This window comes from Nocardioides sp. (assembly GCA_037045645.1).
Taxonomy (GTDB): domain Bacteria; phylum Actinomycetota; class Actinomycetes; order Propionibacteriales; family Nocardioidaceae; genus Nocardioides.
Genome location: JBAOIH010000010.1, coordinates 197,804 through 221,557, shown reverse-complemented (window position 1 = coordinate 221,557; position 23,754 = coordinate 197,804). Strand labels below are relative to the sequence as shown.

Annotated in this window: 24 protein-coding genes; 10 read left to right on the top strand and 14 right to left on the bottom strand. The window is 66.8% G+C overall.

The window, feature by feature from the left end; translation table 11 throughout:
• Positions 1-158: 158 nt before the first annotated feature.
• The 5 genes from V9G04_17950 to dnaA all read right to left on the bottom strand — a co-directional run bounded on the left by V9G04_17950 (position 159) and on the right by dnaA (position 5,951).
• Complete coding sequence (locus tag V9G04_17950) at positions 159-683, bottom strand: DciA family protein (GenBank protein MEI2715122.1); 525 nt, start codon at positions 681-683, stop codon at positions 159-161.
• Positions 676-2,058: a DNA replication/repair protein RecF gene (gene recF, locus V9G04_17945; protein ID MEI2715121.1), complete on the bottom strand. Its 1,383-nt coding sequence runs from the start codon at positions 2,056-2,058 to the stop codon at positions 676-678. The genes V9G04_17950 and recF overlap by 8 nt, the downstream gene beginning before the upstream one ends.
• 1 nt (position 2,059) lies before the next feature.
• Entirely contained in the window at positions 2,060-2,971 is a 912-nt protein-coding gene (gene gnd / locus V9G04_17940) for a decarboxylating 6-phosphogluconate dehydrogenase (GenBank protein ID MEI2715120.1), read from the bottom strand.
• A gap of 39 nt (positions 2,972-3,010) precedes the next feature.
• Positions 3,011-4,150 carry a DNA polymerase III subunit beta gene (gene dnaN / locus V9G04_17935; protein MEI2715119.1) on the bottom strand — a complete coding sequence of 380 codons (1,140 nt, stop codon included), beginning with the start codon at positions 4,148-4,150 and terminating at the stop codon, positions 3,011-3,013.
• 397 nt (positions 4,151-4,547) lie between these two features.
• Positions 4,548-5,951, bottom strand: a complete 1,404-nt coding sequence (gene dnaA / locus V9G04_17930; protein MEI2715118.1) for a chromosomal replication initiator protein DnaA — start codon at positions 5,949-5,951, stop codon at positions 4,548-4,550.
• Positions 5,952-6,475: 524 nt separating this feature from the next.
• Between dnaA and rpmH the strand changes: the two genes are divergently transcribed.
• The 8 genes from rpmH to V9G04_17890 all read left to right on the top strand — a co-directional run bounded on the left by rpmH (position 6,476) and on the right by V9G04_17890 (position 11,604).
• Entirely contained in the window at positions 6,476-6,613 is a 138-nt protein-coding gene (rpmH, locus tag V9G04_17925) for a 50S ribosomal protein L34 (GenBank protein MEI2715117.1), read from the top strand.
• Between the two features lie 26 nt (positions 6,614-6,639).
• Positions 6,640-6,975 (top strand): ribonuclease P protein component, encoded by a 336-nt coding sequence (rnpA, locus tag V9G04_17920; GenBank protein MEI2715116.1) that lies wholly within the window; start codon positions 6,640-6,642, stop codon positions 6,973-6,975.
• Positions 6,972-7,259 (top strand): membrane protein insertion efficiency factor YidD, encoded by a 288-nt coding sequence (gene yidD, locus V9G04_17915; GenBank protein ID MEI2715115.1) that lies wholly within the window; start codon positions 6,972-6,974, stop codon positions 7,257-7,259. The genes rnpA and yidD overlap by 4 nt, the downstream gene beginning before the upstream one ends.
• A 3-nt stretch (positions 7,260-7,262) precedes the next feature.
• Positions 7,263-8,240 (top strand): membrane protein insertase YidC, encoded by a 978-nt coding sequence (yidC, locus tag V9G04_17910; protein MEI2715114.1) that lies wholly within the window; start codon positions 7,263-7,265, stop codon positions 8,238-8,240.
• A 25-nt stretch (positions 8,241-8,265) separates the two neighbouring features.
• Complete coding sequence (locus tag V9G04_17905) at positions 8,266-8,787, top strand: R3H domain-containing nucleic acid-binding protein (GenBank protein ID MEI2715113.1); 522 nt, start codon at positions 8,266-8,268, stop codon at positions 8,785-8,787.
• A 30-nt stretch (positions 8,788-8,817) separates the two neighbouring features.
• Complete coding sequence (gene rsmG, locus V9G04_17900) at positions 8,818-9,477, top strand: 16S rRNA (guanine(527)-N(7))-methyltransferase RsmG (protein MEI2715112.1); 660 nt, start codon at positions 8,818-8,820, stop codon at positions 9,475-9,477.
• Positions 9,478-9,776: 299 nt separating this feature from the next.
• The gene (locus tag V9G04_17895; protein ID MEI2715111.1) at positions 9,777-10,598 is read left to right on the top strand and encodes a ParA family protein; all 822 of its coding nucleotides are present in this window, start codon (positions 9,777-9,779) and stop codon (positions 10,596-10,598) included.
• Positions 10,591-11,604: a ParB/RepB/Spo0J family partition protein gene (locus V9G04_17890; protein MEI2715110.1), complete on the top strand. Its 1,014-nt coding sequence runs from the start codon at positions 10,591-10,593 to the stop codon at positions 11,602-11,604. The genes V9G04_17895 and V9G04_17890 overlap by 8 nt, the downstream gene beginning before the upstream one ends.
• Before the next feature lie 191 nt (positions 11,605-11,795).
• On the opposite strand, the gene V9G04_17885 is transcribed toward V9G04_17890, so the two are convergent.
• Both V9G04_17885 and V9G04_17880 read right to left on the bottom strand, forming a co-directional pair.
• Positions 11,796-12,551 (bottom strand): lysophospholipid acyltransferase family protein, encoded by a 756-nt coding sequence (locus V9G04_17885; GenBank protein MEI2715109.1) that lies wholly within the window; start codon positions 12,549-12,551, stop codon positions 11,796-11,798.
• Positions 12,552-12,560: 9 nt separating this feature from the next.
• Entirely contained in the window at positions 12,561-13,775 is a 1,215-nt protein-coding gene (locus tag V9G04_17880; GenBank protein ID MEI2715108.1) for a pyridoxal phosphate-dependent aminotransferase, read from the bottom strand.
• A gap of 44 nt (positions 13,776-13,819) precedes the next feature.
• Between V9G04_17880 and V9G04_17875 the strand changes: the two genes are divergently transcribed.
• Positions 13,820-14,473, top strand: a complete 654-nt coding sequence (locus V9G04_17875; GenBank protein MEI2715107.1) for a GNAT family N-acetyltransferase — start codon at positions 13,820-13,822, stop codon at positions 14,471-14,473.
• A gap of 4 nt (positions 14,474-14,477) precedes the next feature.
• On the opposite strand, the gene trxA is transcribed toward V9G04_17875, so the two are convergent.
• Positions 14,478-14,795 carry a thioredoxin gene (gene trxA, locus V9G04_17870; GenBank protein ID MEI2715106.1) on the bottom strand — a complete coding sequence of 106 codons (318 nt, stop codon included), beginning with the start codon at positions 14,793-14,795 and terminating at the stop codon, positions 14,478-14,480.
• A 79-nt stretch (positions 14,796-14,874) separates the two neighbouring features.
• Between trxA and V9G04_17865 the strand changes: the two genes are divergently transcribed.
• Positions 14,875-15,522: a hypothetical protein gene (locus V9G04_17865; protein ID MEI2715105.1), complete on the top strand. Its 648-nt coding sequence runs from the start codon at positions 14,875-14,877 to the stop codon at positions 15,520-15,522.
• On the opposite strand, the gene trxB is transcribed toward V9G04_17865, so the two are convergent.
• The 6 genes from trxB to V9G04_17835 all read right to left on the bottom strand — a co-directional run bounded on the left by trxB (position 15,512) and on the right by V9G04_17835 (position 23,673).
• On the bottom strand, positions 15,512-16,507 hold the full coding sequence (trxB, locus tag V9G04_17860; GenBank protein ID MEI2715104.1) for a thioredoxin-disulfide reductase: 996 nt from the start codon (positions 16,505-16,507) through the stop codon (positions 15,512-15,514). The genes V9G04_17865 and trxB overlap by 11 nt on opposite strands.
• Before the next feature lie 155 nt (positions 16,508-16,662).
• On the bottom strand, positions 16,663-17,307 hold the full coding sequence (locus V9G04_17855; GenBank protein MEI2715103.1) for a hypothetical protein: 645 nt from the start codon (positions 17,305-17,307) through the stop codon (positions 16,663-16,665).
• A gap of 54 nt (positions 17,308-17,361) precedes the next feature.
• Positions 17,362-18,027, bottom strand: a complete 666-nt coding sequence (gene sigM, locus V9G04_17850; protein MEI2715102.1) for an RNA polymerase sigma factor SigM — start codon at positions 18,025-18,027, stop codon at positions 17,362-17,364.
• Positions 18,024-19,889, bottom strand: a complete 1,866-nt coding sequence (locus V9G04_17845; protein MEI2715101.1) for a protein kinase family protein — start codon at positions 19,887-19,889, stop codon at positions 18,024-18,026. Before V9G04_17845 ends, sigM begins: the two co-directional genes overlap by 4 nt.
• Positions 19,890-19,894: 5 nt before the next feature.
• Positions 19,895-21,646, bottom strand: a complete 1,752-nt coding sequence (gene murJ, locus V9G04_17840) for a murein biosynthesis integral membrane protein MurJ (protein ID MEI2715100.1) — start codon at positions 21,644-21,646, stop codon at positions 19,895-19,897.
• Positions 21,643-23,673 carry a DUF6049 family protein gene (locus tag V9G04_17835; GenBank protein ID MEI2715099.1) on the bottom strand — a complete coding sequence of 677 codons (2,031 nt, stop codon included), beginning with the start codon at positions 23,671-23,673 and terminating at the stop codon, positions 21,643-21,645. The genes murJ and V9G04_17835 overlap by 4 nt, the downstream gene beginning before the upstream one ends.
• Between the last annotated feature and the right edge of the window lie 81 nt (positions 23,674-23,754).

The following is a 23,754-nucleotide window of genomic DNA, read 5'->3' as shown; positions in this document are numbered from 1 at the left end:
CGCCCTGCCCCCCAGAATCGCGGGTGAATGTGGATAAAACGTGCCCTGGGAGGCGATTATGAGCCGATCAGAGGCTCTCAGAGGGGGTCGGGTGGGGGCCTATACGTCCGAAAGGGCGCCAGATCGGCTCTTCGCGGTTCTGGATGCGACGTTCGCACTCAGCCGTACGTGTCGCGCGGGCCTCGCCCGTCACGCATCGAACGCTTGCCTTTGACCCAGGTCGGCAGGTGCGGCCCGAGCACCTCGATCACGGTGATCGTGCCGTGGCCGAGCTCGGTGTTGAGACGGCGTACGACATCTGGTGCGAGCAGTTTGAGTTGGGTCGCCCACGCGGTCGAGTCGGTGCGTACGACCAATCGTCCCTCTTCAAACGCCTCCGGAGTCACGTGGGCAGCGACCTCGTCGCCGACGAGTTCGCCCCAGCGGCCGAAGACCGAATGGACCTTGAGGTCGACTTCCCAGCCCTCGTCGCGCACGAGTCTGCCGAGCAGGTTGTCGAGGGTCTGGGGGTCGCGTTCGTCGGGGCGCGGGCCGCTGAACTCACCGCGAGGCGTACGACCCGCTCTCGGGCGGGCTCGTTTCGCGGTGGTCCGGCGACCGCCCGCCTTGGCCAGGGAGCGGGTGATCAACTTGGCGAGATCGAGCCCGTCGGCGGCTGTGGGTTCTGGCGGTGTGTCAGTCATTGGCCGTGGTTTCGACTCGGCTCGACTGTTCCTGCCCGGACTGTTCCTGGCCGGACTGTTCCTGCCCAGACTGTTCCTGCCCTGACTGTTCCTGCACCGTGCCACCCTCCACGACGAAGCGGCGCCCGGCCAGCGCTTCGGGGACATCTGCGCCGACGGCAGCCGTGACCAAGACCTGTTCGGCCCCGGCGACGATCGCGGCGAGTTGGCCACGCCGCTGGGTGTCGAGTTCGGCGAAGACGTCGTCGAGAATCAGGATCGGGTCGTCGCCCTCATGGCGCAACAGGTCGTACGCTGCCAACCGCAGCGCCAGCGCGAACGACCAGGACTCGCCGTGGGAGGCGTACCCACGTACGGGCAACCGGGTCTCGCCATTGCTCAACGTCAGCAGGAGTTCGTCGCGGTGTGGGCCGACGAGGGAGAGCCCCCGGTCCAGTTCGTCGCTGCGGCGGCGCTGGATCTCGGCGAGGAGGGCGTCGGAGAGGTCGTCTGCGCCGAGTGGTTTCGAGACGCTCGCATCCGCTCGCTCCTCAACCACCGGTAGGTCCTCAGCACCGCGTGGTTTCGAGACGCTCGCATCCGCTCGCTCCTCAACCACCGGTAGGTCACTCCCTTCGGTGGTTGAGGAGGGCGCAGCCCGTCTCGAAACCACCCCCAGCTCCAGCGACGGCTTGTACTCGATCGCCGCGTCCTCACGACTGGCGCCGCGCGCGACGGCCTCGTACGACGTGCCGACATAGGGACGCAGCGCGTCCACCAACTCCAACCGCGCCGCCAGGATCTCCGCACCCACGCGAGCCAACTGCTCGTCCCACACGTCGAGCGTCGCCAACGCGGCCTCGCGACGCTGCGCCGATCCCGGGCCGGGTCGCGCCGTCTTCAGCAACGAGTTGCGCTGGCGCAGGATCCGGTCATAGTCGCTGCGCACACCGGCGAAACGAGGCGTACGCAACACCAGCAGGTCGTCCAGGAACGCCCGGCGTTCACTCGGGTCACCCTTGACCAGCGAAAGATCCTCCGGCGAGAAGACGACCGTACGCACCAGGCCGATCAACTCACGAGCTCGCGGCAGCTGGGCACGATTCACCCGCGCCCGGTTGGCCCGGCCAGGATTGAGTTCGACTTCGAGGGTCGCCGTACGCCCGTCCTTGACGACCGCCGCCCGGACGACCGCCTGCTCGGCACCCGAGCGTACGAGCGGTGCGTCGGACGAGACCCGGTGCGAGGCCAGCCTCGACAAGTAGTCGATCGCCTCGACGATGTTGGTCTTGCCCTGCCCGTTGCGGCCCACGAACGCGATCGGCCCGGGGCCCAACTCGAGTTCCAGCTCCGGATAGGAGCGGAAGTCGTGCAGGGTCAGATGCGAGACGTACAGGTCAGGACCCCGCGCCAGCAGCGTCGCCACCCTTAGGCGGGGCCGTCCTCATCGCATGCCCGCCGAACTGGTTGCGCATCGCGGCAACCGCCTTCATCGTCGCCGAGTCATCGGCTTGCGAGACGAACCGGGCATACAACGCGGCCGTGATCGCCGGTGTTGCCACGCCGTTCTCGATGCCCGCCTCGACCGTCCAACGACCCTCCCCGGAGTCGGCGGCGTACCCGGCGATCTCGGACAGGCCCGGATCCTCGTCCAGCGCGTTGACCAGCAGGTCGAGCAGCCAGGAACGGATCACGGTGCCCTCGCGCCACGACCGGAAGACCTCGGTCACGTTGTCGACCAGGTCGACCTTCTCCAGCAATTCCCAGCCCTCGGCGTAGGCCTGCATGATCGCGTACTCGATGCCGTTGTGGACCATCTTCGAGAAGTGCCCGGCGCCCACCTTGCCCGCGTGGACCGACCCGAATTCGCCTTCGGGTTTGAGGGCGTCGAAGGCCGGCTGGACCTTGGCGATGTCGTCGGCGTCGCCGCCGTACATCAGCGCGTAGCCGTTCTCCAGACCCCAGACGCCTCCGCTGACGCCGCAGTCGACGTACCCGATCTGCTTCTCCTCGAGCAGTTCGGCGTTGGCCAGGTCGTCGGTCCAGCGCGAGTTGCCGCCGTCGACCACGACATCGCCCTCACTCAGGAGTTCACCCAGCGCCTTGACCGTGTCGCGCGTGGGGTCTCCGGACGGGACCATCACCCAGACCACCTTGGGGGACGGGAGTGCCTCGACCAGGGCTTCGAGTGACTCGACGTCGCTCACGTCCAGATTGCGGTCGTACCCCGTCACGGTGAGGCCGGCATTGCGCATCCGAGTGCGCATGTTGCCGCCCATCTTGCCGAGACCGATCAGTCCGATGTGCATGGGTGATCCCTTCAAGATTGGTAGGCCCGAGAAAGCTTCTCAGGAGAGCAGGCGACGCGGCATCAGCAGGTAGCGGAAGGCCGCGTCATCCCCACTGTCGCCCGTCGAGCCGCTGATCACAACCGGCTTGGACGATTGGGTGAAGGCCAACTCGACGACCGACTGGTCGATGGCACCCAGACCATCGAGCAGGAACTGCGGGTTGAAGCCCGTGGTGATCGCCTCGCCGTTGAGTTCGGCCTCGATGGCCTCGCTGGCCTTCGCCTCGTCACCGGAGCCGGCGTCGAGAGTGAGGGAGGAGTCCTCGAAGGCGAGTTGCACGGCCGTGTTGCGCTCGGCGACCAGCGCGACGCGCTTGACGGCCTCGATCAGCGTGGTCTTGTCGACCTTGGCTACCGTGAGGTGTTCGGCCGGGAAGAGGTTGCGGACCTTGGGGAACTCGCCGTCGATCAACCGAGTGGTCGTACGCCGAGAGCCTCCTGCGCCCTGACCCTCGAATCCGATCAGCCCTTCGCCGCTGCCACCGTGCGACAACGCGATGGTGACCTCTTCGCCCGAGGTCATCGACTTTGCGGTGTCACCGAGCACCTTGGCGGGCACGAGCGCGGCCAGGGATTCGTCGGGCGTACGCGGGATCCAGGTCAGCTCGCGGTGGGACAGCCGGAAGCGATCGGTGGCGAGCAGGCTGATCGTGTCGCCCTCGATCTCGATGCGTACGCCGGTCAGCACCGGAAGCATGTCGTCGCGACCTGCAGCCGTGACGGCCTGGGCGACGGCGTGCGCGAACTCGTCACTGCGCACCGAACCCGAGGCCGACGGCATGTCGGGCAGTGTGGGGTAGTCCTCGACGGGCATCGTCTGCAGACTGAAACGCGAGGCCCCACATGTGAGTACGACGCGCGACTCTTCGCGACTGAGCGTTACCGGCTTGGCGGGCAGGCTGCGACAGATGTCGGCGAGCAGGCGCCCGCTGACCAGCGCGCGGCCCTCGTCGGAGACGTCGGCTCGTACGCTCGCCTGCGCGGAGGTCTCGTAGTCGAAGGTCGACAGCACCAGGCCGTCGGCTCCCGCCTCGATCAGCAGTCCTGCGAGGACGGGGGCGCTGGGGCGTACGGGCAGGCTGCGCGCAGCCCAGGCGACGGCGTCGGCGAAGACGTCGCGTTCGACGGTGAACTTCACGATTGGGTCTCTTCCACGAGTGACAGCCACAGAGCACGGCCACGAGTACGGAGTGTGCATCCTGCCACGTCCTGGGCGGGTGTGACCCCGTCAGGGCGAGTTCTCCCCAGGCCGGAGAGCGGGAGAACTTTCACAGGGACCGGTCGAATTGGTAGGTGAGTGGGAGTCATAGCATCCGGTGGATATGTGGAGAACCCTCGAAGCTGCAGGTCAGCGGGCAGATTGTCATCCACAACGGGTGTGTACGAGCCGGTGGCACTCGGCGTCCTGACTGTGGAAGGTGGCGCGTCGTCGACAGTCGTACGTCCTTCATGCACACGTGCTGTTGAGGAATTCGGCCGGCGCATCACACGTTTTCCACATGTCGTGCGGCTCGCGAGGTCAAGCTCGAACGGGCTCAGGACTGGCGCGCATGCATCTTGATCCGGTTGGTGAGTTCGCTGACCTGGTTGAACACTGCGCGACGTTCGGCGAGCAGGTCCTTGATCTTGTTGTTGGCGTACATCACCGTCGTGTGATCGCGGTGGAACTCCTCGCCGATCTGTGGCAGTGACATCGGGGTGAGCTCACGGCACAGGTACATCGCGATCTGTCGTGCGAGCACCAGGTGGCGACCACGCGACGGGCCGGTGAGGTCGTCCAGCGAGATCCCGAAGTACGCCGCGGTCTGCGCCACGATCAGCCCCGCGGTGATCTCGGGCTCACCGCCCTCGGGGATCAGGTCCTTGAGGACGATCTCGGCGAGCGTGATGTCGACCTCCTGGCGATTGAGGCTGGCGAACGCCGTGACCCGGATCAGAGCACCTTCGAGTTCACGGATGTTGGTCTGGATCTTGCTGGCGATGAACTCCAGCACGTCGGCCGGCGCCGACATCCGCTCGATCGCGGCCTTCTTGCGCAAGATCGCGATCCGGGTCTCCAGGTCGGGCGGTTGCACATCGGTGATCAGTCCCCACTCGAACCGGTTGCGGAGTCGATCCTCGAGTGCCTCAAGTCGCTTGGGGGCGCGATCGGAGGTCAACACGATCTGCTTGTTGGCGTTGTGCAACGCGTTGAACGTGTGGAAGAACTCCTCCTGCGTCTGGGTCTTGCCTTCCAAGAACTGGATGTCGTCGATCAGGAGTACGTCGACTTCGCGGTAGCGCCTCTTGAAGCGGTCGAGTCGGTCGTCACGGATCGCGTTGATGAACTCGTTGGTGAATTCCTCCGAGGACACGTAGCGCACCTTCGCCCCGGTGTAGAGGCTGCGTACGTAATGGCCGATCGCGTGGAGAAGGTGGGTCTTGCCGAGCCCGGAGTCTCCATAGATGAGCAGCGGGTTGTAGGACTTGCCCGGCGTCTCCGCGACCGCGACCGCGGCGGCGTGGGGGAAACGGTTAGAGGCACCGATGACGAAGGTCTCGAAGGTGTATTTCGGGTTGAGGCGGGTCTCGAGAGTGGGCGGAGCCTTCACAGAGGGTTCATCCTCGACCACAAAAACAGATGAATCACTTTGTATCTTTGTCGACATATCGCCAGGTGTGGCCTCGAATCGGTCGATTGAGGTGTCGATGGCCGGTGGCTCCGGCTGGTCGAGCTCGGGATTGACCGTGACCGCGATCCGGATCTCGCGATCGAAGGCGTCGCTCAGGGTGTCTTCGAGTTGCGCGCGCAGCCGACCCTCGAGTTGGCCGCGGGTGAAGTCGTTGGGCACCGCGATCAGTGCCGTTGACCCGTGGAGGGTCAATGTCTCGCTGTTGCGCAGCCACGCCCGCTGGTTGGGCAGAAGGTCGTCGATGAGTCCTGACCAGGCCGCGCGCAGGCGCTCGTTGTCGGTGGCGGCGTTCTCGGGAGTCACAGGGTCGGTCACTGGGTCCACGAACTTCCTTCGATCCAATGTGAAGAAAAATTCTCCACAATCTTGTCCACAGGGTGTGAATGGTTGTCCACGGCTGTGGAAAGACCTGCGGAAAATCGTCTACATCTGTTGAAGTGCTCGTTGTTTCTGCAGGTCAGGGTGCTGATCCAGATCTGGCACGGACTCTTTGTCGTCGGGTTGAGCACCGGGGAAGAGAGTCACGAACGGGGTCTGGGAAGCCACGAACGTAACCGCAGTCAGGCGGTCCCGGCAACCCGTCATCCACAGGTTGCGGCCGGAGCGGGTCGCGAGGGTTTGACCCGGCAATATGGCCCGCGTACCTTTGCTAGGTCGCCCTCCCCAGACACGTGGCCAGCCACATGGGGTCGACGAGTCCGCCTGTGCGGTCTCATTGCACCGCACCGCTCGTCAGGTCACGCAGGCCGGCGACACCGAGCCATTCAGCAATCCCCAATGGAGTAATCGTCGTGAGCAAGCGTACGTACCAGCCGAACAACCGTCGCCGTCACAAGGTGCACGGTTTCCGTCTGCGCATGCGCACCCGCGCCGGCCGCGCCATCCTGGCTGCCCGCCGTCGTAAGGGCCGCAAGAGCCTCGCCGTCTGATCCACGAGATCAGCGGCCACCGAGTCGTGCTGACTCGCAGAAGTCGGCTCACCTCAGCTGACGAGTTCCAGCGCGTCGTCCGTGGCGGGCGTCGTGCCGGTTCGGCGACCCTGGTGGTGCACTGTTGCGCCGGCGATCCGGAGACGACCGCACGTGCCGGCTTCGTGGTGAGCAAGGCGGTGGGCAACGCCGTCATCCGCAATCGGGTGCAACGGCGGCTGCGCGAGTTGATGCGCTTGCGCCTTGAGGCCCTGGCGACGAGTCAGGTGGTCGTCCGTGCCCTGCCCGCGGCGGCGAGCGCGTCGTACGACCAACTCGGTGACGATCTGGACCGCTGCCTGCGCCGAGCGTGCGCCGGATGAACGGCGAGCGTCGCTTCCGCTCGCCGTTGGCGTGGGTGCTGATCGGGTTCCTCAAGCTCTATCGCGCCGTGATCAGTCCGCTGTACGGCCAGGTGTGTCGCTACCACCCGACGTGCTCGGCGTACGCACTGGAGGCAGTCCAGACCCACGGGGCCCTGCGTGGCTCCTGGTTCGCTGTCCGCCGGCTCGGCCGCTGCCATCCCTGGGCCGCAGGCGGCTATGACCCCGTCCCCCCTCGCTCGGACGCGCGACGTTCGAGACCAGCCCCGACACAAGGAGCCTGATCAGTGGAATTCCTAGGCACCCTCGGCAGTTTCATCATGACGCCGCTGTATTACGTGATCTCCGCGGTCCTGATCGGTTTCCACCGTGTCTTCGGCGCGATCTTCGGTGCCGACAGTGGAGCCGCCTGGGTGCTCTCGATCATCGGCCTGACGCTGGTCGTACGCACGGCGCTGATCCCGCTGTTCGTCAAGCAGATCAAGTCCAGCCGGAACATGCAGTTGGTGCAGCCGCGGGTCAAGGAGCTTCAGAAGAAGTACGCCCATGACCGGGAGAAGCTCACCCAGGAGACGATGAATCTCTACAAGGAGACGGGCACCAACCCGTTCGCCTCCTGTCTGCCGCTGATCGTGCAGATGCCGATCTTCCTGTCTCTTTTCCGGATCATCGACAGAGCCTCACACAAGCAGCCCAAGGGCATCTTGACGGCGGAGGATGCGCACAACTTCAGCGAGGCCAAGCTCTTCGGTCACATCCCCCTGTCGGACACGCTCTTGCGTGCCGAAGGCAACGTCGCGGTCATCATCACCGCGATCATCTTGGTGCTGGCGATGACGGCCACGACCTTCATGACCCAGCGTCAGCTGATGAGCAAGAACATGCCGGCCGACGCGCTTACCGGTCCGTACGCCCAGCAGCAGAAGATGCTGCTCTATGTTCTCCCGCTGGTGTTCGGCGTCGGTGGCATCGCGTTCCCGATCGGTGTGCTGATCTACTGGACCACCTCGAACCTGTGGACGATGGGCCAGCAGTTCTATGTCATCCGCAACAACCCTGCCCCCGGTACGCCCGCCTTCAAGGCCAAGCAGGAGCGCGACCGCGCCAAGGGGCGCAACGTGACCGAGGACCCGCTGGAGGCCGCCAAGGCCGCCGCGGAGAGCGAGGCAGGCGGCGATGCGGACGGCCCCACCCAGCGCGTGCAGCCCAAGCGGCAGACGCGCTCCCAACGCAAGAACAAGTCGACCGGCAAGCCCGGCCAATGACACCGGCACAGTGACAGGAGCAGCCATGAGCGAGCACGACGAGACCGTGGAGAACGAAGCAGTCGTGGAGGAGTCCGAGCGACCCTCGCGGACCCAGCGTCTGGAGAACGATGGCGAGATCGCTGCGGACTACCTCGAGGAGTTGCTGGATATCGCCGATCTCGACGGTGACTTGGACATGGATGTCGAGGGCGACCGTGCCGCGGTGTCGATCGTCGGTGCGGACCTACAGCAACTGGTGGGTCGCAATGGCGAGGTGCTCGATGCCCTGCAGGAACTCACCCGACTGGCCGTCTACCGCGAGACCGGTGAGCGCTCGCGTCTGATGCTGGACATCTCGGGTCATCGCGCGCAGCGGCGCGCCGACCTGGAACAACTCGCCCAGGACAAGATCGCCCAGGTGCGCGACTCGGGCGAGGCGGTGTCACTTGCCCCGATGACGTCGTTCGAACGCAAGGTCGTACACGACGTGGTGACGGCCTCCGGGCTGGTCTCCGAGTCTGAGGGCGTCGAGCCGCGGCGCTACATCGTGATCTCTGCATCCTGAGGCGTGGTTTCACGTGAAACGTGAGCCGTCGTGAACGAACTCGCGCCCCCACCGCCCGACTCGGCGCAGGCGGTCTTCGGGGCTCGCCTGGAGTTGGCCGAACACTTCGCCAGCTGGCTGGCAGACGCTGGCACCGTACGCGGACTGATCGGGCCGCGAGAGGTGCCCCGGCTCTGGGAGCGGCACCTGCTCAACTGCGCCGTGGTGCAGGAGGCGCTCCCCCGGGAGGCGCGAGTAGCGGATCTCGGTTCGGGGGCCGGCCTGCCCGGCCTCGTGCTGGCGATCGTACGGCCTGACCTTCACCTCACCCTGGTCGAACCACTTGAGCGAAGAGTGCACTTCCTGAACGAGGTCGTCGCCGATCTGGCGTTGACCCACGTGGAGGTCGTGCGAGGCCGCGCCGAGGAGTTGCCCTCAGGTCGTACGTTCGACGTCGTCACCTCGCGAGCGCTCGCGCCATTGGACCGACTGCTGCGGTGGTCGATGCCGCTGGTGGGGCTCCAAGGTGCGATGCTGGCGATGAAGGGTTCCAAGGTGGGGGACGAAATCAGCGCGGCCACCAAAGTGCTGCGGAAGTTCGGCTGCGGCGAGCCGCGCATCTTCACGGTGGGTGCAGATGTTCTGGATCCCCCGACCACGCTCCTCGAAGTACGGCGTACCGGAAAGGGACGTGTCGGCACTCCCGTCTAGGCTGACGCGTCGAAGTTATCCACCGGCCGCGCCAGGCGTAAAGAGGGTCATTTATCCACAGAATTAGGTCGTTCATCCACAAGGGAACGGATTAGGTACTCAACGTGGTTTCACGTGAAACAACGCCACCAGACACCACGAGTTCGGCAGCGCCCACAAGGGCCCCTGGATTCGTCGTACGCACGGCGGCCGAGTTGGCCGACGATTCTGCGTTGCTCGGTCCCCAGGACGAAACACCCCTCGCGCAAGAGGTCGCGGACAATCTGCGCGCGCGTACGAGTCTCGCCTCGGCTCCCCCTGTGCGCAGACCTGAGCGCACCCGCGTCTTTGTTGTCGCCAATCAGAAGGGCGGGGTCGGCAAGACGACCACGTCGGTGAACATTGCTGCCGCGCTGGGCCAGCTCGGAATGCGCGTGTTGGTCGTCGACCTGGACCCGCAGGGCAATGCCTCCACCGCGCTGGGGGTCGAGCACCGTCGCGGCGTACCGTCCACCTATGACCTGGTGGTCGGCGGGTCACCGCTCGCCGAGGTGCTCGCCCAGGCACCCGATCTGCCGAACGTGCGCGTGGTGCCCGCGACCATCGATCTAGCCGGAGCTGAGATCGAGCTCGTCAGCGTCGTGGCGCGGGAGAACCGGCTGCACAAGGCGATTTTCGCGGATCCCCGCGTCGGATCGGCGGCAGATGCCGGTGACGACCGCTTCGACTTCGTGATCGTGGACTGTCCCCCCTCTCTGGGGTTGTTGACCCTCAACGCGCTGGTGGCGGGCGCCGAGATGCTGATTCCGATCCAGGCGGAGTACTACGCCCTCGAAGGCCTGGGTCAGCTCCTGGAGACGGTCGACCTGGTCAAGCAGCACCTCAACCCGCGCCTGATCGTCTCCACGATCCTGATCACCATGTTCGACGCACGGACCCGCCTTGCGGCCGGCGTGGCGCAGGAGGTCCGCGAGCACTTCGGTGGCCAGGTCCTCAAGACCGCGATTCCGCGTTCGGTACGCGTGTCCGAAGCCCCGTCGTACGGTCAAACGGTGCTCACCTACGACCCCACATCACCGGGCGCGCTGAGCTATCTGGAGGCCGCGCGCGAGATCGTTTCTAGAGGAGTGCCCCATGAGTGATGCAAGCCGTCCGGTTCGTCGAGGTCTCGGACGCGGTCTGGGTTCACTGATCCCGACCGGGCCGAGTGCTCCCGACGCGACTCCCGGGTCTTCGCAAGCCGCGCGAGAGTCCGCGACCGGGTCGACAACACCGCCTGCACCGACCGTCGGAACTTCTCAACCGGGCACTGCCGCGGCTCCCCCAGTCACTGCGGCTGGTGCGTACTTCGCCGAGCTCCCGGTGGCGACGATCACGCCGAACCCGCGCCAGCCTCGTGAGGTGTTCGACGAGGAGGCGATGGCCGAACTCGTGCACTCCATCACCGAAGTCGGACTGCTTCAGCCTGTGGTCGTCAGGCCCGCGGGTGAGGGGGCTTATGAGTTGATCATGGGTGAACGCCGTTGGCGTGCCACCCAGGCTGCGGGCCTCGACACGATCCCGGCGATCGTCCGGGAGACCGGCGACGACGACCTGCTGCGGGATGCGTTGTTGGAGAACCTGCACCGGTCACAACTCAATCCGCTGGAAGAAGCTGCCGCGTACGGCCAGTTGCTCGAGGACTTTGGCTGCACCCATGAAGAACTCTCCCAACGCATCGGGCGTTCGCGGCCACAGATCAGCAACACCTTGCGGCTGCTGAAGTTGTCGCCTGCAGTGCAGCGTCGGGTAGCGGCCGGGGTGCTGAGCGCGGGTCATGCCCGGGCGCTGCTGGGTGTGGAGGATTCGTCGGCACAAGACCACCTGGCCCAGCGTGTGGTTGCCGAGGGCATCAGTGTCCGCGCTCTGGAGGAGATCGTGTCCCTCGGTGGCGCCGGGGAACGCAAGCGGCGTCCGGCACGGCACAAGCCTTTCGCCCCGGGGCTGGAGGAGTTGTCCGAAAGGTTGTCCGACCGGCTGGAGACCCGGGTCAAGATCGACCTGGGCAAGACTCGCGGCAAGATCACCGTCGACTTCGCGACGCTGGAGGATCTGCGACGGATCATCGACATCATGGACCCGAGGAACCGCACCGATCGGGTGATCTAGCGGTTTATAGATATGTCGACATAGGGATATATGGTTTCGAGACGCGAGCTTTGCTCGCTCCTCAACCACCGGTGGGTGTGGTTTCGAGACGCGAGCTTTGCTCGCTCCTCAACCACCGGTGGGTCGCTCGTACCGGTGGGTGTGGTTTCGAGACGCGAGCTGTGTTCGCTCCTCAACCACCGGGGGCTCTGCTATTTGGCGCGGGCCGCCTTGCGGGCGGCGCGGCGGGCCTTCTCTGCTTCTTCGAGCACCTTGGCTTGCGCGAGGGTCGGGGCGCTGCCGCCGTAGGACGCCGGCACCCACCATGCGCCGGGCTGGTGCTGGGGATAGGTCCGGATCGCATGGTCGAGCAGTTGCGACATGGAGGCCTTCAGCGCAGCGGTCTCGGCGAGGGGATCCGCACCCGTCGGACGATGGGGTTCGCCGACCGAGATGGTGATCGCCTTGCCGCGGGACAAGTCTCTGGGGTGATCCTTGGTCACAAGCCGCTGGGTGCCCCACAAGACCACCGGAATGACAGGGACCTCGGCCTGGGCGGCAATGCGTACGGCCCCGGTCTTGAACTCTTTGAGCTCCATCGCCCGCGAGATCGTGGCCTCGGGGAAGATGCCGACACCCTGGCCGGCACGCAGATACTCCAACGCCACCTGCAAGGACGCGTCGCCAGAGGCGCGGTCGACCGAGATGTGGTGCATCGAGCGCATCAACGGCCCCGCGATCTTGTGATCGAAGATCTCGCGCTTGGCCATGAAACGCACCTTGCGCTTGGCCGGCTGGGCGGCGAGGCCGGAGTAGATGAAGTCGACATAGGAGATGTGGTTCACCGCGAGCAGGAAGCCACCCGTACGCGGGATGTACTCCGTGCCGGTCATCTGGAAGGTCTGCCCGAGCGCGCGGAAGGCGCCCTTGCACGCCGCGATGATGGGGGGATAGGTCACGTCACGCATGTCTTCGCCTTATCGTCTTGTCGCCAAGAAGTCAGCGATCCGGCCGATCGCTTCGGTCAGTACGTCCGCGTCGGGCAGGGTTACCAGGCGGAAGTGATCGGGTTCGAACCAGTTGAAGCCGGTGCCGTGCGTAACCAGGATCTTCTTCGAGCGCAGCAAGTCGATCACGAACTGTTCGTCATCCTCGATGCGATAGATCTCCGGGTCCAGGCGCGGGAAGCAGTACAACGCCCCGGACGGCTTTACGTTGCTCACCCCCGGGATCTCGTTCAGCAGTCGGTCCGCGAGCATTGCCTGCTCATAGAAGCGGCCGTCCGGGCCGATCAGCTCCTCGATCGACTGGTACCCCCCCAGCGCCGTCTGGATGGCGTGCTGGGCGGGCACGTTGGCGCACATGCGCATGTTGGCGATCAGCGTGAGCCCCTCAAGGAAGTCGGTGGCGATCTCCTTGGGGCCCGAGATCATCACCCATCCGGCCCGGTAGCCGCAGACACGGTAGGCCTTCGAGAGCCCGGAGAACGTCAGACACAACACGTCGTCACCGGCGAAGCTCGCCGCGTGGTGGTGCACCGCGTCGTCGAACAGGATCTTCTCGTAGATCTCGTCCGCCATCACCACCAACTCGTGGCGCCGCGCGATGTCGATCAAGCCGCGCAACGTCTCGGGGCTGTAGACCGCACCGGTGGGGTTGTTCGGGTTGATGATCACCAACGCCTGGGTGTTCTCGTTGATCTTGGCTTCCACGTCGGCCAGATCCGGCATCCAGTCGTTCGCCTCGTCGCAGCGGTAGTGCACCGGCGTCCCCCCCGACAGCGACACCGCTCCGGTCCACAGTGGGTAGTCCGGGGCCGGGATCAGCACCTCGTTGCCGTCGTCGAGGAAGGCTTGGAGCACCATCGAGATCAACTCGGAGACGCCGTTGCCGATGAACACGTCCTCGACGCTGGTGTCGGTCAGTCCGTGTGACTGGTAGTACTGCGCGACCGCCGTCCGCGCGGAGTAGATGCCACGCGAGTCGCTGTAGCCCTGCGCCTCGGGCAGGTTATGCACGATGTCGGCCACGATCGCCTCCGGTGCGCGGAACCCGAACGGCGCGGTGTTGCCGATGTTGAGCTTGAGGATCTTGTGGCCCTCCGCCTCCAGGCGCTGGGCTTCGACCAGGATGGGACCGCGTACGTCATAGCGCACGTCGCGAAGTTTCTGGCTCTGTCGGATCCGGCGCACACCGAGATTGTGTCAGCATGACCGAGAGGAGGTGCCGCGAGGGGATGTCACGCAAGATCGTCCCGCTGACGGGTGATCGTCTGGCGACGTTGCCGCCCGAGGTCGCCGGCTGTCTGTTCTGGGAGTACGCGCCGGTGGAGCGCGAGCGCATCGACACGGAAGACCGACTCGTGGCGAAGCAGGCCTGGCTGCGCCGCGTGGAGTCAGAATGGGGCGGCTGTGGGCAGGTCGCGCTGTTGGGCGACGAGGTCCGTGGCCTGATGGTCTATGCCCCCGGCTCGCTCCTGCCCGGCATCGCGGCGCTTCCCAGCGCGCCGGCCTCACCCGATGCAGTGGTGATGGGCGCCGCCTGGGTGGCACCTGATCGGCGCCGTCACGGGGTGGGACGGATGTTGGTGCAGGCGATGGCGCGCGATCTGGTGAAGCGAGGAGACGTACGCGCGGTGGAGGCCTTCGGCGTCCAAGCCGGGCCGGCTACGGGATGTGTACTGCCTGCGGTGTTCTTGGGAGCGACCGGATTCCGTACCCAGCGTTCGCATCCCTACCTGGTGCGGATGCGGATGGATCTGGCGACCACGCGACCGTGGCGTGATGAGGTCGAGTCTGCCTTGGACCTGATTGCCGGAGTCGTACGCAGGCCCGCGCCCCCGGTCAGACCAGAGGCGCGGGCTGCAGAGTCAGCTGGTCAGTCGACCTGACGCGTCAGCCGATGAAGTCGGACAACTCACCGAGGATGGCGGCCTTGGGGCGGGCGCCCACGATCGACTTCACGACCTCGCCCTGGTGGTAGACGTTGATCGTCGGGATGCCGGTCACGCGGTAGTTGGACGGCGTGACGGGGTTCTCGTCGACGTTCATCTTCAAGAACGTGATCTTGTCGCCGTGCTCGGTCGCGATCTCGTCGAGGATCGGGGCGACCTGTCGGCACGGGCCGCACCACTCGGCCCAGAAGTCCACGAGGACGGGCTTGTCGGACTTGAGGACCTGCGCCTCGAAGTCGGCGTCGGTCACGGCTGCCATGTTGGCCACGGGATGTCCCTTCGGTTGCTCTTTCTTGCGATTCCACTAGTGAACACCACAGCAGGGACAATCTGTTCCCATGCGGCGCGTCTGGGATCTGGCCGTCGAGGTCGTCCGCCTCGAGGTCGCGCTCTACGCCTGCCTGTGGCGCTGGATCACCAGACGCCCGGACGTGCCGGCGGGGGCGAGGCCGATCCCGTACGCCCAACTGTCCGCCCCCATGGTGTGGCTCTTCGTCTTCGGATCCGGGATCGAAGTGATCGTCATCGAGGTGATCTTGCGCAGCCTCGACCAGGCGTGGGCCGACGCCATCCGGCTGCCCGTCTTGATTCTCGGCATCTGGGGCGTGATCTGGATGATCGGCCTCGCTGCTGCCTATCGGACCCGACCGCATCTGCTCACGTCAGAGGCGTTGTACGCGCGCAGTTTCGCGCTGACCGACGTCGCAGTGCCGCTGTCCGCGATCAAGAAGGTGTCTGCGGTGGAGCAGGAGGTCGAGGGGATCCGATTCGTCCACAAGATCGAGGATCGGCTGGTGCTCGCGGTCTCGAGTCGTACGAATCTGCGTGTCGAGTTGCGCGAGCATCTCACCTTGCCGTTGCGGCGACCCAGCAGGCTCTGGAATCTCTGGGACGACGAACGCAAGGTGACGGTGGACAGCCTGGCGATCTGGGTGGACGAGCCGCGCGAGGTCGCCGCGCTGCTCACCGGCGTGACTACGCGCTGACCGACTCCTGGGTCTCCTGCGCGGAGCCGGCCGTCGAGGCCGCGTGGTCGAGGGCCGCGATGTACCGCTCGGCATCCAGCGCGGCCGAGCAACCGGTCCCGGCCGCGGTAATCGCCTGGCGGTAGGAGTGGTCGACCAGGTCGCCGCACGCGAAGACCCCTTCGAGGTTGGTGCGCGTGGTGGGGGAGTCGACCAGTACGTACCCCTCGTCATCGAGGTCGACCTGGCCGCCGAGCAGCTCCGACCGCGGGTCGTGGCCGATCGCGATGAAGAGGCCGGTGACCGCCAGGTCGCGCTCTTCGCCGGTGACGGTGTCGCGCAGGGTGATCGACTCGACGCTCTGCTCGCCGTTGATGGCGGAAACCTCGCTGTTCCAGACCATCTCGAGTTTGGGGTCGGCGAAGGCGCGTTCCTGCATGATCTTGGAGGCGCGGAGCTCGTCGCGGCGGTGGATCAGATAGACCTTGGAGCCGAATCGGGTCAAGAAGGTGGCCTCCTCGACCGCGGAGTCGCCGCCGCCGATCACCGCGATCGCCTGCTCGCGGAAGAAGAAGCCGTCGCACGTCGCGCACCACGAGACGCCACGACCGGAGAGTTCCTCCTCGCGCGGCAGCCCGAGCTTGCGATAACCCGAACCGGTCGCCAGGATCACCGACCGCGCGCGGTGCTCACCGGTGGCCGTGCGTACGACCTTCACGTCGCCGGTCAGGTCGACCTCGACGACATCGTCGGGCACCAGTTCGGCGCCGAAGCGTTCAGCCTGGGCGCGCATCTCGTCCATCAGCGCCGGACCCATGATGCCGTCGCGGAAGCCCGGGAAGTTCTCGACCTCGGTGGTGTTCATCAATGCACCACCGGCGGTCACGGAACCTTCGAAGACGAGGGGAGTGAGTTGCGCGCGCGCGGCATAGAGCGCGGCGGTGTAGCCCGAGGGGCCGGACCCGATCACGATCACGTTGCGGACGTCGGTGCTGGTCTCAGCCATGGTGGTGCGAACTCCTGCGCTGGTCGAGGCGGCGAATGCCGGTGCGATCTAGCCACAGCCGATGGGCCACAGCCGTTCTAGACGGAACCGATCGTAGGCGATGGTCATTCCCGAGCCTCCTACCTCCTTGCGCACCCGGGTCAGCCCAAGGCAGGTCAAGGGGCCGGCAGTACGACCGACTCGATCCGGGTGCCGTCGGCGCAACTGGAGATGCGTACGCGTTGCTTGCCGTGCGAGACCTGCCCGAAGGTGAGGAAGACGTCCGTCTCGTCGTCCAACACCGCCGCGACCGCATCGTCCGGCATGAGCGGACACAGCTGTGGGTCGAAGGCGTACGCCTCGCGCGAGGCGCGCACCGACAACAGATCGCGTCGCAAGGTGTCGGCGCTCAACGCGGCGCGGCCCGCGTCACTCTTCGTGGCCAGCGGAGCCTGCGCACTCGACTGCGGATCGACCTTCGCGGTTGCCTGGTCCTTCATCGCGTCGTCGGCCTCCGCCTTCGGGGCACTCTGGTCGGCACCCGCGTCCGAGCTCATCATGTCGCCACCGGACTGGCTCGACGCGACGATGGCTCCGACTCCCACGCCGACAGCGACGACTGCCGCGGCGGCTACGAGGGCGGGGCCGAAACGACGCCGGCGGCGAGGAGCCAGGGCGATGACGTTCCGTTCGCCGCCCAACTCGCGCAACGTCGCCTCGAGGCGCGCGGCGACGTCGGCAGGCATCGGATCGGTGACGCGTACGTCGGCGAGGGCACGGCGTACGGCCGTCTCCGCCTCGGGCGGCATCTCGTCTGGCATGGGTCACCTCCTCGGGTGCGTGAAAAGAACCGGGCACGGGATCGTGGTCGCTGCTCAGGGCGGCGGACCGCGGCCGGGGTCGTGGGGTAGGACGGCCGAGTCCGGCTCGGGGTTCCGTACGAGCTGCGGATCCTCGTCGTGGTCCGCCGCACGCAGGTGCCCCAGCAGCACCGCGAGCTCGGCCCGGCCCCTCGCGCAACGCGATTTCACCGTGCCTTCGGCGCAGTCGAGCATCTGCGCGACCTCGGCGACCGGATAACCCTCCATGTCGACCAGCACCAGCGCAGCACGCTGCTCGGCGGGGAGGCTGTTGAGGGCGGCCAACACCGTACGACGCTGCTCGGACTCCAGGGACGCATCCACCGGATCGCGGGTGTCCGCGCTCACCAGGGAGCCCCGGTCGCCGCGCTCTTCGAGATCGTCCGGCAAGGCTTCGGTGCGGCGTACTTTCGCCGCGCGGTGCCGATCCAGACAGGCGTTGACGATCACCCGGTGCAGCCACGTGGTCACCGCGCTGTCCCCGCGAAACGACGAAGCCCGACGGTAAGCCGCGATCAGGCCGTCCTGGAGTCCGTCGGCGGCATCGTCCGGGTTGCCCATCGTGCGCAGGGCCACGGCCCAGAGCCGGTCGCGGTGGCGCGCGAAGAGGACAGCGAAAGCCTCGGTGTCGCCGTCGACGTGTGCCTGGAGGAGTTCGCGATCCGTACGGTCGGGACTCACGGCTGCACCGCCGAGACCGCGACCTCGGCGATCTGGCCTCGGAAGCGGCCGTCGGTGTCCTGTGGGAGTGCGGTGAACCACGCGACGACGTAGCGCCCCTGCGTGTTGACGTCCGCAGTCCACTCGGTGCCGACGCCAGTCACCGACGCGACCGGATCCAACCCGGCCAGGCGCTGCGGATCCTGGTCGAGGACGAACAGGCGTACGCCGTTGGGCTGGCCGAGGAAGGTCAGCTTGACCCGGCGTACGGTGCGCGATTCGCCAAGATCGACGACCAGGCCGACCCCGGTCTTGAGACCGGTGTCGCCGAACTGTTGGACATACCCGCTGGTGCGCCACGCCGTGGTCGGATCGCCGTCGATGGCGGCCTTCACCTGGTCCGGGTTTTCGGAGCCGTCCTCGCTTTGCGGATCGAAGTCGCGCGCTGAGACGGGCTCGACGAGCTCGGTTTTGATCGTCGTCGTGGACGAGGTCGGATCATTCTTGCTGATGGGGTCGAACGTCAGCGCGGAACGGCCTTGCAGAAGGTTGACGATGATCAGCGTCGCGACCGCGATCACCGTGATGGCCGCCACCGCCAACGCGGCGCGCATCGAGCGTCGACCGGGAACGTGACTGTCGTCGACCTCGTCCTCGACGATCTTCAGGCCGTGGCCGGTGGTCGTGGAGATGCCGGCCAGGCTCCCCGAACGCGAACCCTCACCCCAGGGCCAGTAGTCGTCCGGGTTGGGGGCAACGACGCCGGCACGCGGTTTGCGTACGGGTTCGCCCTTGGGGGGCTCCGGCGCGAACAGCGGTCGATCGGGCGGGTCGTCCAGTGCCGGTGGCGGTTTGGGTGTCTCGGTCGAGCGTGAGATCCAGCCCACCGTGTCGGAGTCGTCGAAGACCGGGATGCCGGCCTCGGTGGGCTGGTCCACCCCGTCGACCGGCTTGGCGGCGGGCTTTTGTGACTCCTCGGCGGGAGTTCGTGACTCCTCGGCGGGTTTTTGTGACTCCGCGGGGATGGGCGCGGACAGGACCTGGGTCGAACTGTCCGTCAGCGGCGGCAACGCCAGCCTCGTGCCGGTCTCGGCGAGCCCGACCGGGTCACCCACGAACTCCTGCAACACCGCGGCGATCCCGCGGGCCGATTCGAGGTCGTACGCCATCCGCGCATGGCTGCGCCCGGAATAGAGCGACGGGTTGAGCCCCTGGTCGCAGATGTCGTCGAGCAGGCGCGGGATGCCGGCGCGGGCCTGCCGGGGCCGGAGCACCCGACCGGTCTCGGTCATCGCGGGCGGCAGTTCCGAGCGTGAGACCCCCGCCCAGCGACCGGTGAGTCCGGCGTAGAGGATGCCGATCAGGTCGTGCACATCGGTGCCGCGGCGATCGGCAGGCAGGCCCCACAGCGCGGCCTCGACCGCGAGGCCGATCACGCGTACGGCGCCGTGCGGGTCGAACAGCACGTTCTCGGGTGCCAACCGGCCGTGCGCGACGCCTGCCTCGTGCGCGGCGGCGATCACGGAGGCGACCTCACCGGCCACCCAGGCCGCCTTGCGCGGGGAGAGCGGGCCGTCGCGCAGGAGTTTGATGTCGAGCGAGGTGCCGTCACCCCACTCGTTGACGATGTAGCAGATGCCGCCCTCGACGTCGGCGTCGAGCACGCGCAGCACCCGGGGATCGTGCAGTCGGGCAGACGCACGCGCCGCGGCCATCAGCGACTCCGCGCGCGGATCGTCCTCGGCCACGATATGAACCGCGACGTGGCGACCCAACACCTGATCCTCGGCGCGCCAGAAACGGCCGCCCTCACTCTCGATCAGCAGGTCGGCGACCAGATACCTGCCTGCGATCAAGTCGCCGGCGTGGATCCTGCCGGGCACAGTTCCTAGCCTTTCCGTGGAGACCGTCTAGAACCGATGGCCATCGTAGGCCCTAGTCGACCCGTCACGGTCTCGACGACGGAGGTGACCTCATCCAGTCGCATCGCCTTGGCCAACCCCACGAAGACCAGCACGTCCAGCAGCCCGACCACGGCGACCACGGCCACCGCCACGAACCAGTTGGGACGCTCGGGCAACAGCGCGTCACACAGTTGCAACACCAGGTAGGCGCTGGCCGCCGCGATCGACGCGGCGATCAACGCGCGGACGAGGAAACGGATGGTCTCGCGGGTCTGCAACCCGCCCACGAGCCGGCGCAGCCACGCGTACGAGACCGCGGCACCCAGGGCGTACGCGCTCAGGTACGCGCACACCAACGCCGGTGCGGTGTGCTGGGCCGACGTGGCGCGCACCAGCACGATCGCGACCACGATGTTGGTCGTGGCGATGGCGCACTGGACGAAGAACACCGTGCGATTGAGCTCCAGGGCATAGAAGCCGCGCAGCATCAGGTAGTGCACGGTGAAGCAGACGATCGCCACCGCGAACAGGGTCAGCGTCGGGACATAGAGCTGATAGGAGTCCGATCCGGCGCCCAGCCCCCACACGACCTTGGCCAGGAACGGCGCGATCACCGCTAGGCAGAGCGCGAACGGGATCATCACGGCCAGCGCGTTGCGCAGGGTGCGCGAGAGCGTACGCCCGAGCCCGACCAGGTCACCGTCCGCGGCGCGCGCCGACAGCGTCGGGAGGATCGCGGTCGCCAACGAGACCGTGATGATCGAGTGCGGCACCATCGCCAGCAGGAACGAGTTGCTGTAAATCGTGTAGCCGGTGCCTTGGGTGGCGGGCGCCGCGCACTCGGCTGCTGCGCTCGCGGTGCCTGAGGAGGCCAGGCGTACGACCACCGTGTAGGCGATCTGGTTGACGATCACGAACGCGACGGTCCAGGCGCCCAGACGCAGGGTGTGGCCGAGTCCGGTGTCGCGGAAGTCGAAGCGGGGCGAGAACCGGAAGCCCGCCTTGCGCAGATAGGGCAACAAGATCACGAACTGAGCCGCGATCCCGAGGGTGGAGCCGAGTCCGAGCAGTGCCTCCCGGCCGGGGGTGTAGGCACTGAGTACGGAGTCGACCGGAGCGGCCGGGCCGTCGTACAGCTCCGAGCAGATCTTCGCGGCCGGGCCGAAGGTCACCAGATAGAGCCCGAGAACCAGGATGGAGATCACGTTGTTGGCGATCGGGGCCCACATCATCGGGCCGAAGGTGCCGCGGGCGTTGAGGATCTGCCCGACCAGCACGAACATGCCGTAGAAGAAGACCTGCGGCAGGCAATAGCGCGCGATGGTGACCAGCGATTCGCGTTGCCCGGCCAGCGCCGCGGAATCCCACGACGAGTCGAGGAACACCGACATCACCCAGGGGGCCGCGATCACGAGCAGCACCGTGACGGTGCCGAGGAAGAGCGCGGCAAGCGTGACGACCCGGTTGGCGTACGCCGCCCCGCCGTCCGCGTCGGCCTTCATCGTGCGTACGAGCTGCGGTACCAGCACCGCGTTGAAGATGCCGCCGGCCAACAGGATGTAGAGCATGTTGGGCACGGTGTTGGCCAGGTTGTAGATGTCGGCATGCAGCAGGTTGCCGAGCACGACGACGAGCAGCGCCGAACGCAGGAACCCGCTGAGTCGAGAGAAGAGGGTGCCGGCCGCCATCACCGCGCTGGAGTTGAGGATCTTGCGCTGATCGTCGTCGGTGCTCACTCGGTGACCCCTCGGCCGCGACGGATCCGGCGTACGACTCGCATCAGCACCGCCCAGAACAGCACCGCGCCCCCCAGACCCATCAACACCCAGATGACCTGGCTGACCTGATTGGACCGCACCGGGAACTCCACCTCGGCGGGCAGCCGGGTGCCGTCGGTCGTCGTCAGATAGAGCGTCAGGTTGTGGACGCCGATGCTGCGGGCGGTTGCGGTCAGCTGCGAGACCTGAGTCTCACCGGGTTGCAGGGTGAGGAGTTCGGTGCCGGTGATCGTGAGGTCGTCGTCGGACTCGGCCCCGATGCGCACCTGCACGGGCACCGACAGGTCGTTGGTCACCCCCACCGGGAACACGCCGGACTCGCTGGTGAGCGTCAGTGACGGTCGGGTGTTGAGGGTGACGCTGCCCGCACTCGTGTCGAGGTACTCCGTGGCGCGCAGCATCGCGGATCGGGAGGTGAGGGGTTGGCCGCGCTCCCAGAAGGACAGTGCGGACAGGGCCTGACCGGTCACGGCTGCGCCGACTCCGGCGGCGTCGACGAGCAGCGCTTGCAGGCGCTCCCCGCTGGCGATCATCTCCTCGGCGGTCGTGAAATTCTCCGGGGGGACTTCCCGGGCGTCGGAGTAGTCGAAGGCGTCCGCATCCAGGATCGGGGTCCGTGCCGAGGGGGTGATCTGGTCCAAGGTGACGAAGCGCATCCAGTTCGCGTCGAGCCCGGCGAAGAATTCGTCGACATCGGCTCCTCGCCATCCGACGGGCAACACGGCCACCAGCGGCTCGCGCTCGTGACCGAGGATGCGTACGGCCGCCTCGCTGGCCAGGCGTTGCCGCATCTGCGTGGTCGTCACGCGGTCGTCGGGGCCGGGTCCACCCGACACGGCGCCGGTGGAGTTCACATAGACGGGTACGCCGCCGATGACGGCCCGCGCGGACGCATCGATGCCAGCAGAGACGTCGGACACGATCACCGTCTCGCCACTGCCGTCGGCGATCGCCTCCGGGGACAGCCGCCCGTTCGGTGCCGAGACGACTCGCGAGGTCGTCAGGCCGAGTGCTGCGGCGGCCGCCTCCGACTTGGTCTTGGCGCGCTCCAGGAGGTCGGGGTCGAGCCGACTCGCGGCAGAGGCGTCGAGATCCCCGTACGGCAGTGCGAGCAGTTGATCCCCGGAGGTCAGGCGTTCGAACGTGTTCAACCACTCGCCAGGGAGTGGGTTGGCCGCGTCGGCGGGCGGCTCCTGCTCCCCGTCCGGGTTGGTGGTGGCCACCTCCGTGGGCAGGAGGGGTTCGTTGCCGTTGGCCAGCGTGTTCAGTGCTTCCAGCACCGCTGGGTCGATGATCCAGGTGAGGGGGCGATCGGTCGCGGCGGCAGCGAAATTCAGCGCCCAGTCGAGATTGCCGTCGGGTTCGAGGTCGGCGTACCACCGCTCCGGGAATCCCAGCCGCCCGTCCGCCTGACGCGGGACGCGCCGGCGAATCTGCGCCACCAGCGCGATCTCCTGTTTCGCACGCGGGGCGTCGAGCAACGGCATGAACGTGCGGGCCTTCCCGTCGGAGTCGGGGTCCTCGTCGTTCGGGCTGTGCCCCAGGGCGTGGACACCGAGCCAATACACGCCGTCGCTGCCGTCGATGCCGAGCAGAGACCGAGGGATGCTGAGCGAGTAGTTCGTGCTCTGACCCGGAGCCAGCCTGTCGATGCGTTGGGACACGGCCGTGATCCGGCTGCCCACCGGCAGGTCCGGGTTGGCCTCGGTGGCGGCGGCGAGTTCGGCCTCGGTGGTCATCGGGGCGGTCTGCGACGTGAGCGGATAGACGTTGATGGCCGTCCAGGTGTCGTCGGTCTCGTTGGTGATGGTGCCGCTGATGCGGATCCTGCCCTTCTTGGGAATCACCGCAGGTGCCAGATGGTCGATGGTGACGGTCAACGGGTCGTCGCTGCCGAGGTCGAGCGGAGCGGCCACGGTCGGCGCGGGCGCGGCCATCAGGCTGACGACCGCGAAAGCAGCCATCAAGGATCGGGGACCGCGCACCCGTCCACGGTACCGGCGACAAGGCTTCGAACCGGTGAGCCCCATAGAGTGTGCGGTCGTGTCAGAGCTCACCGACGTCCT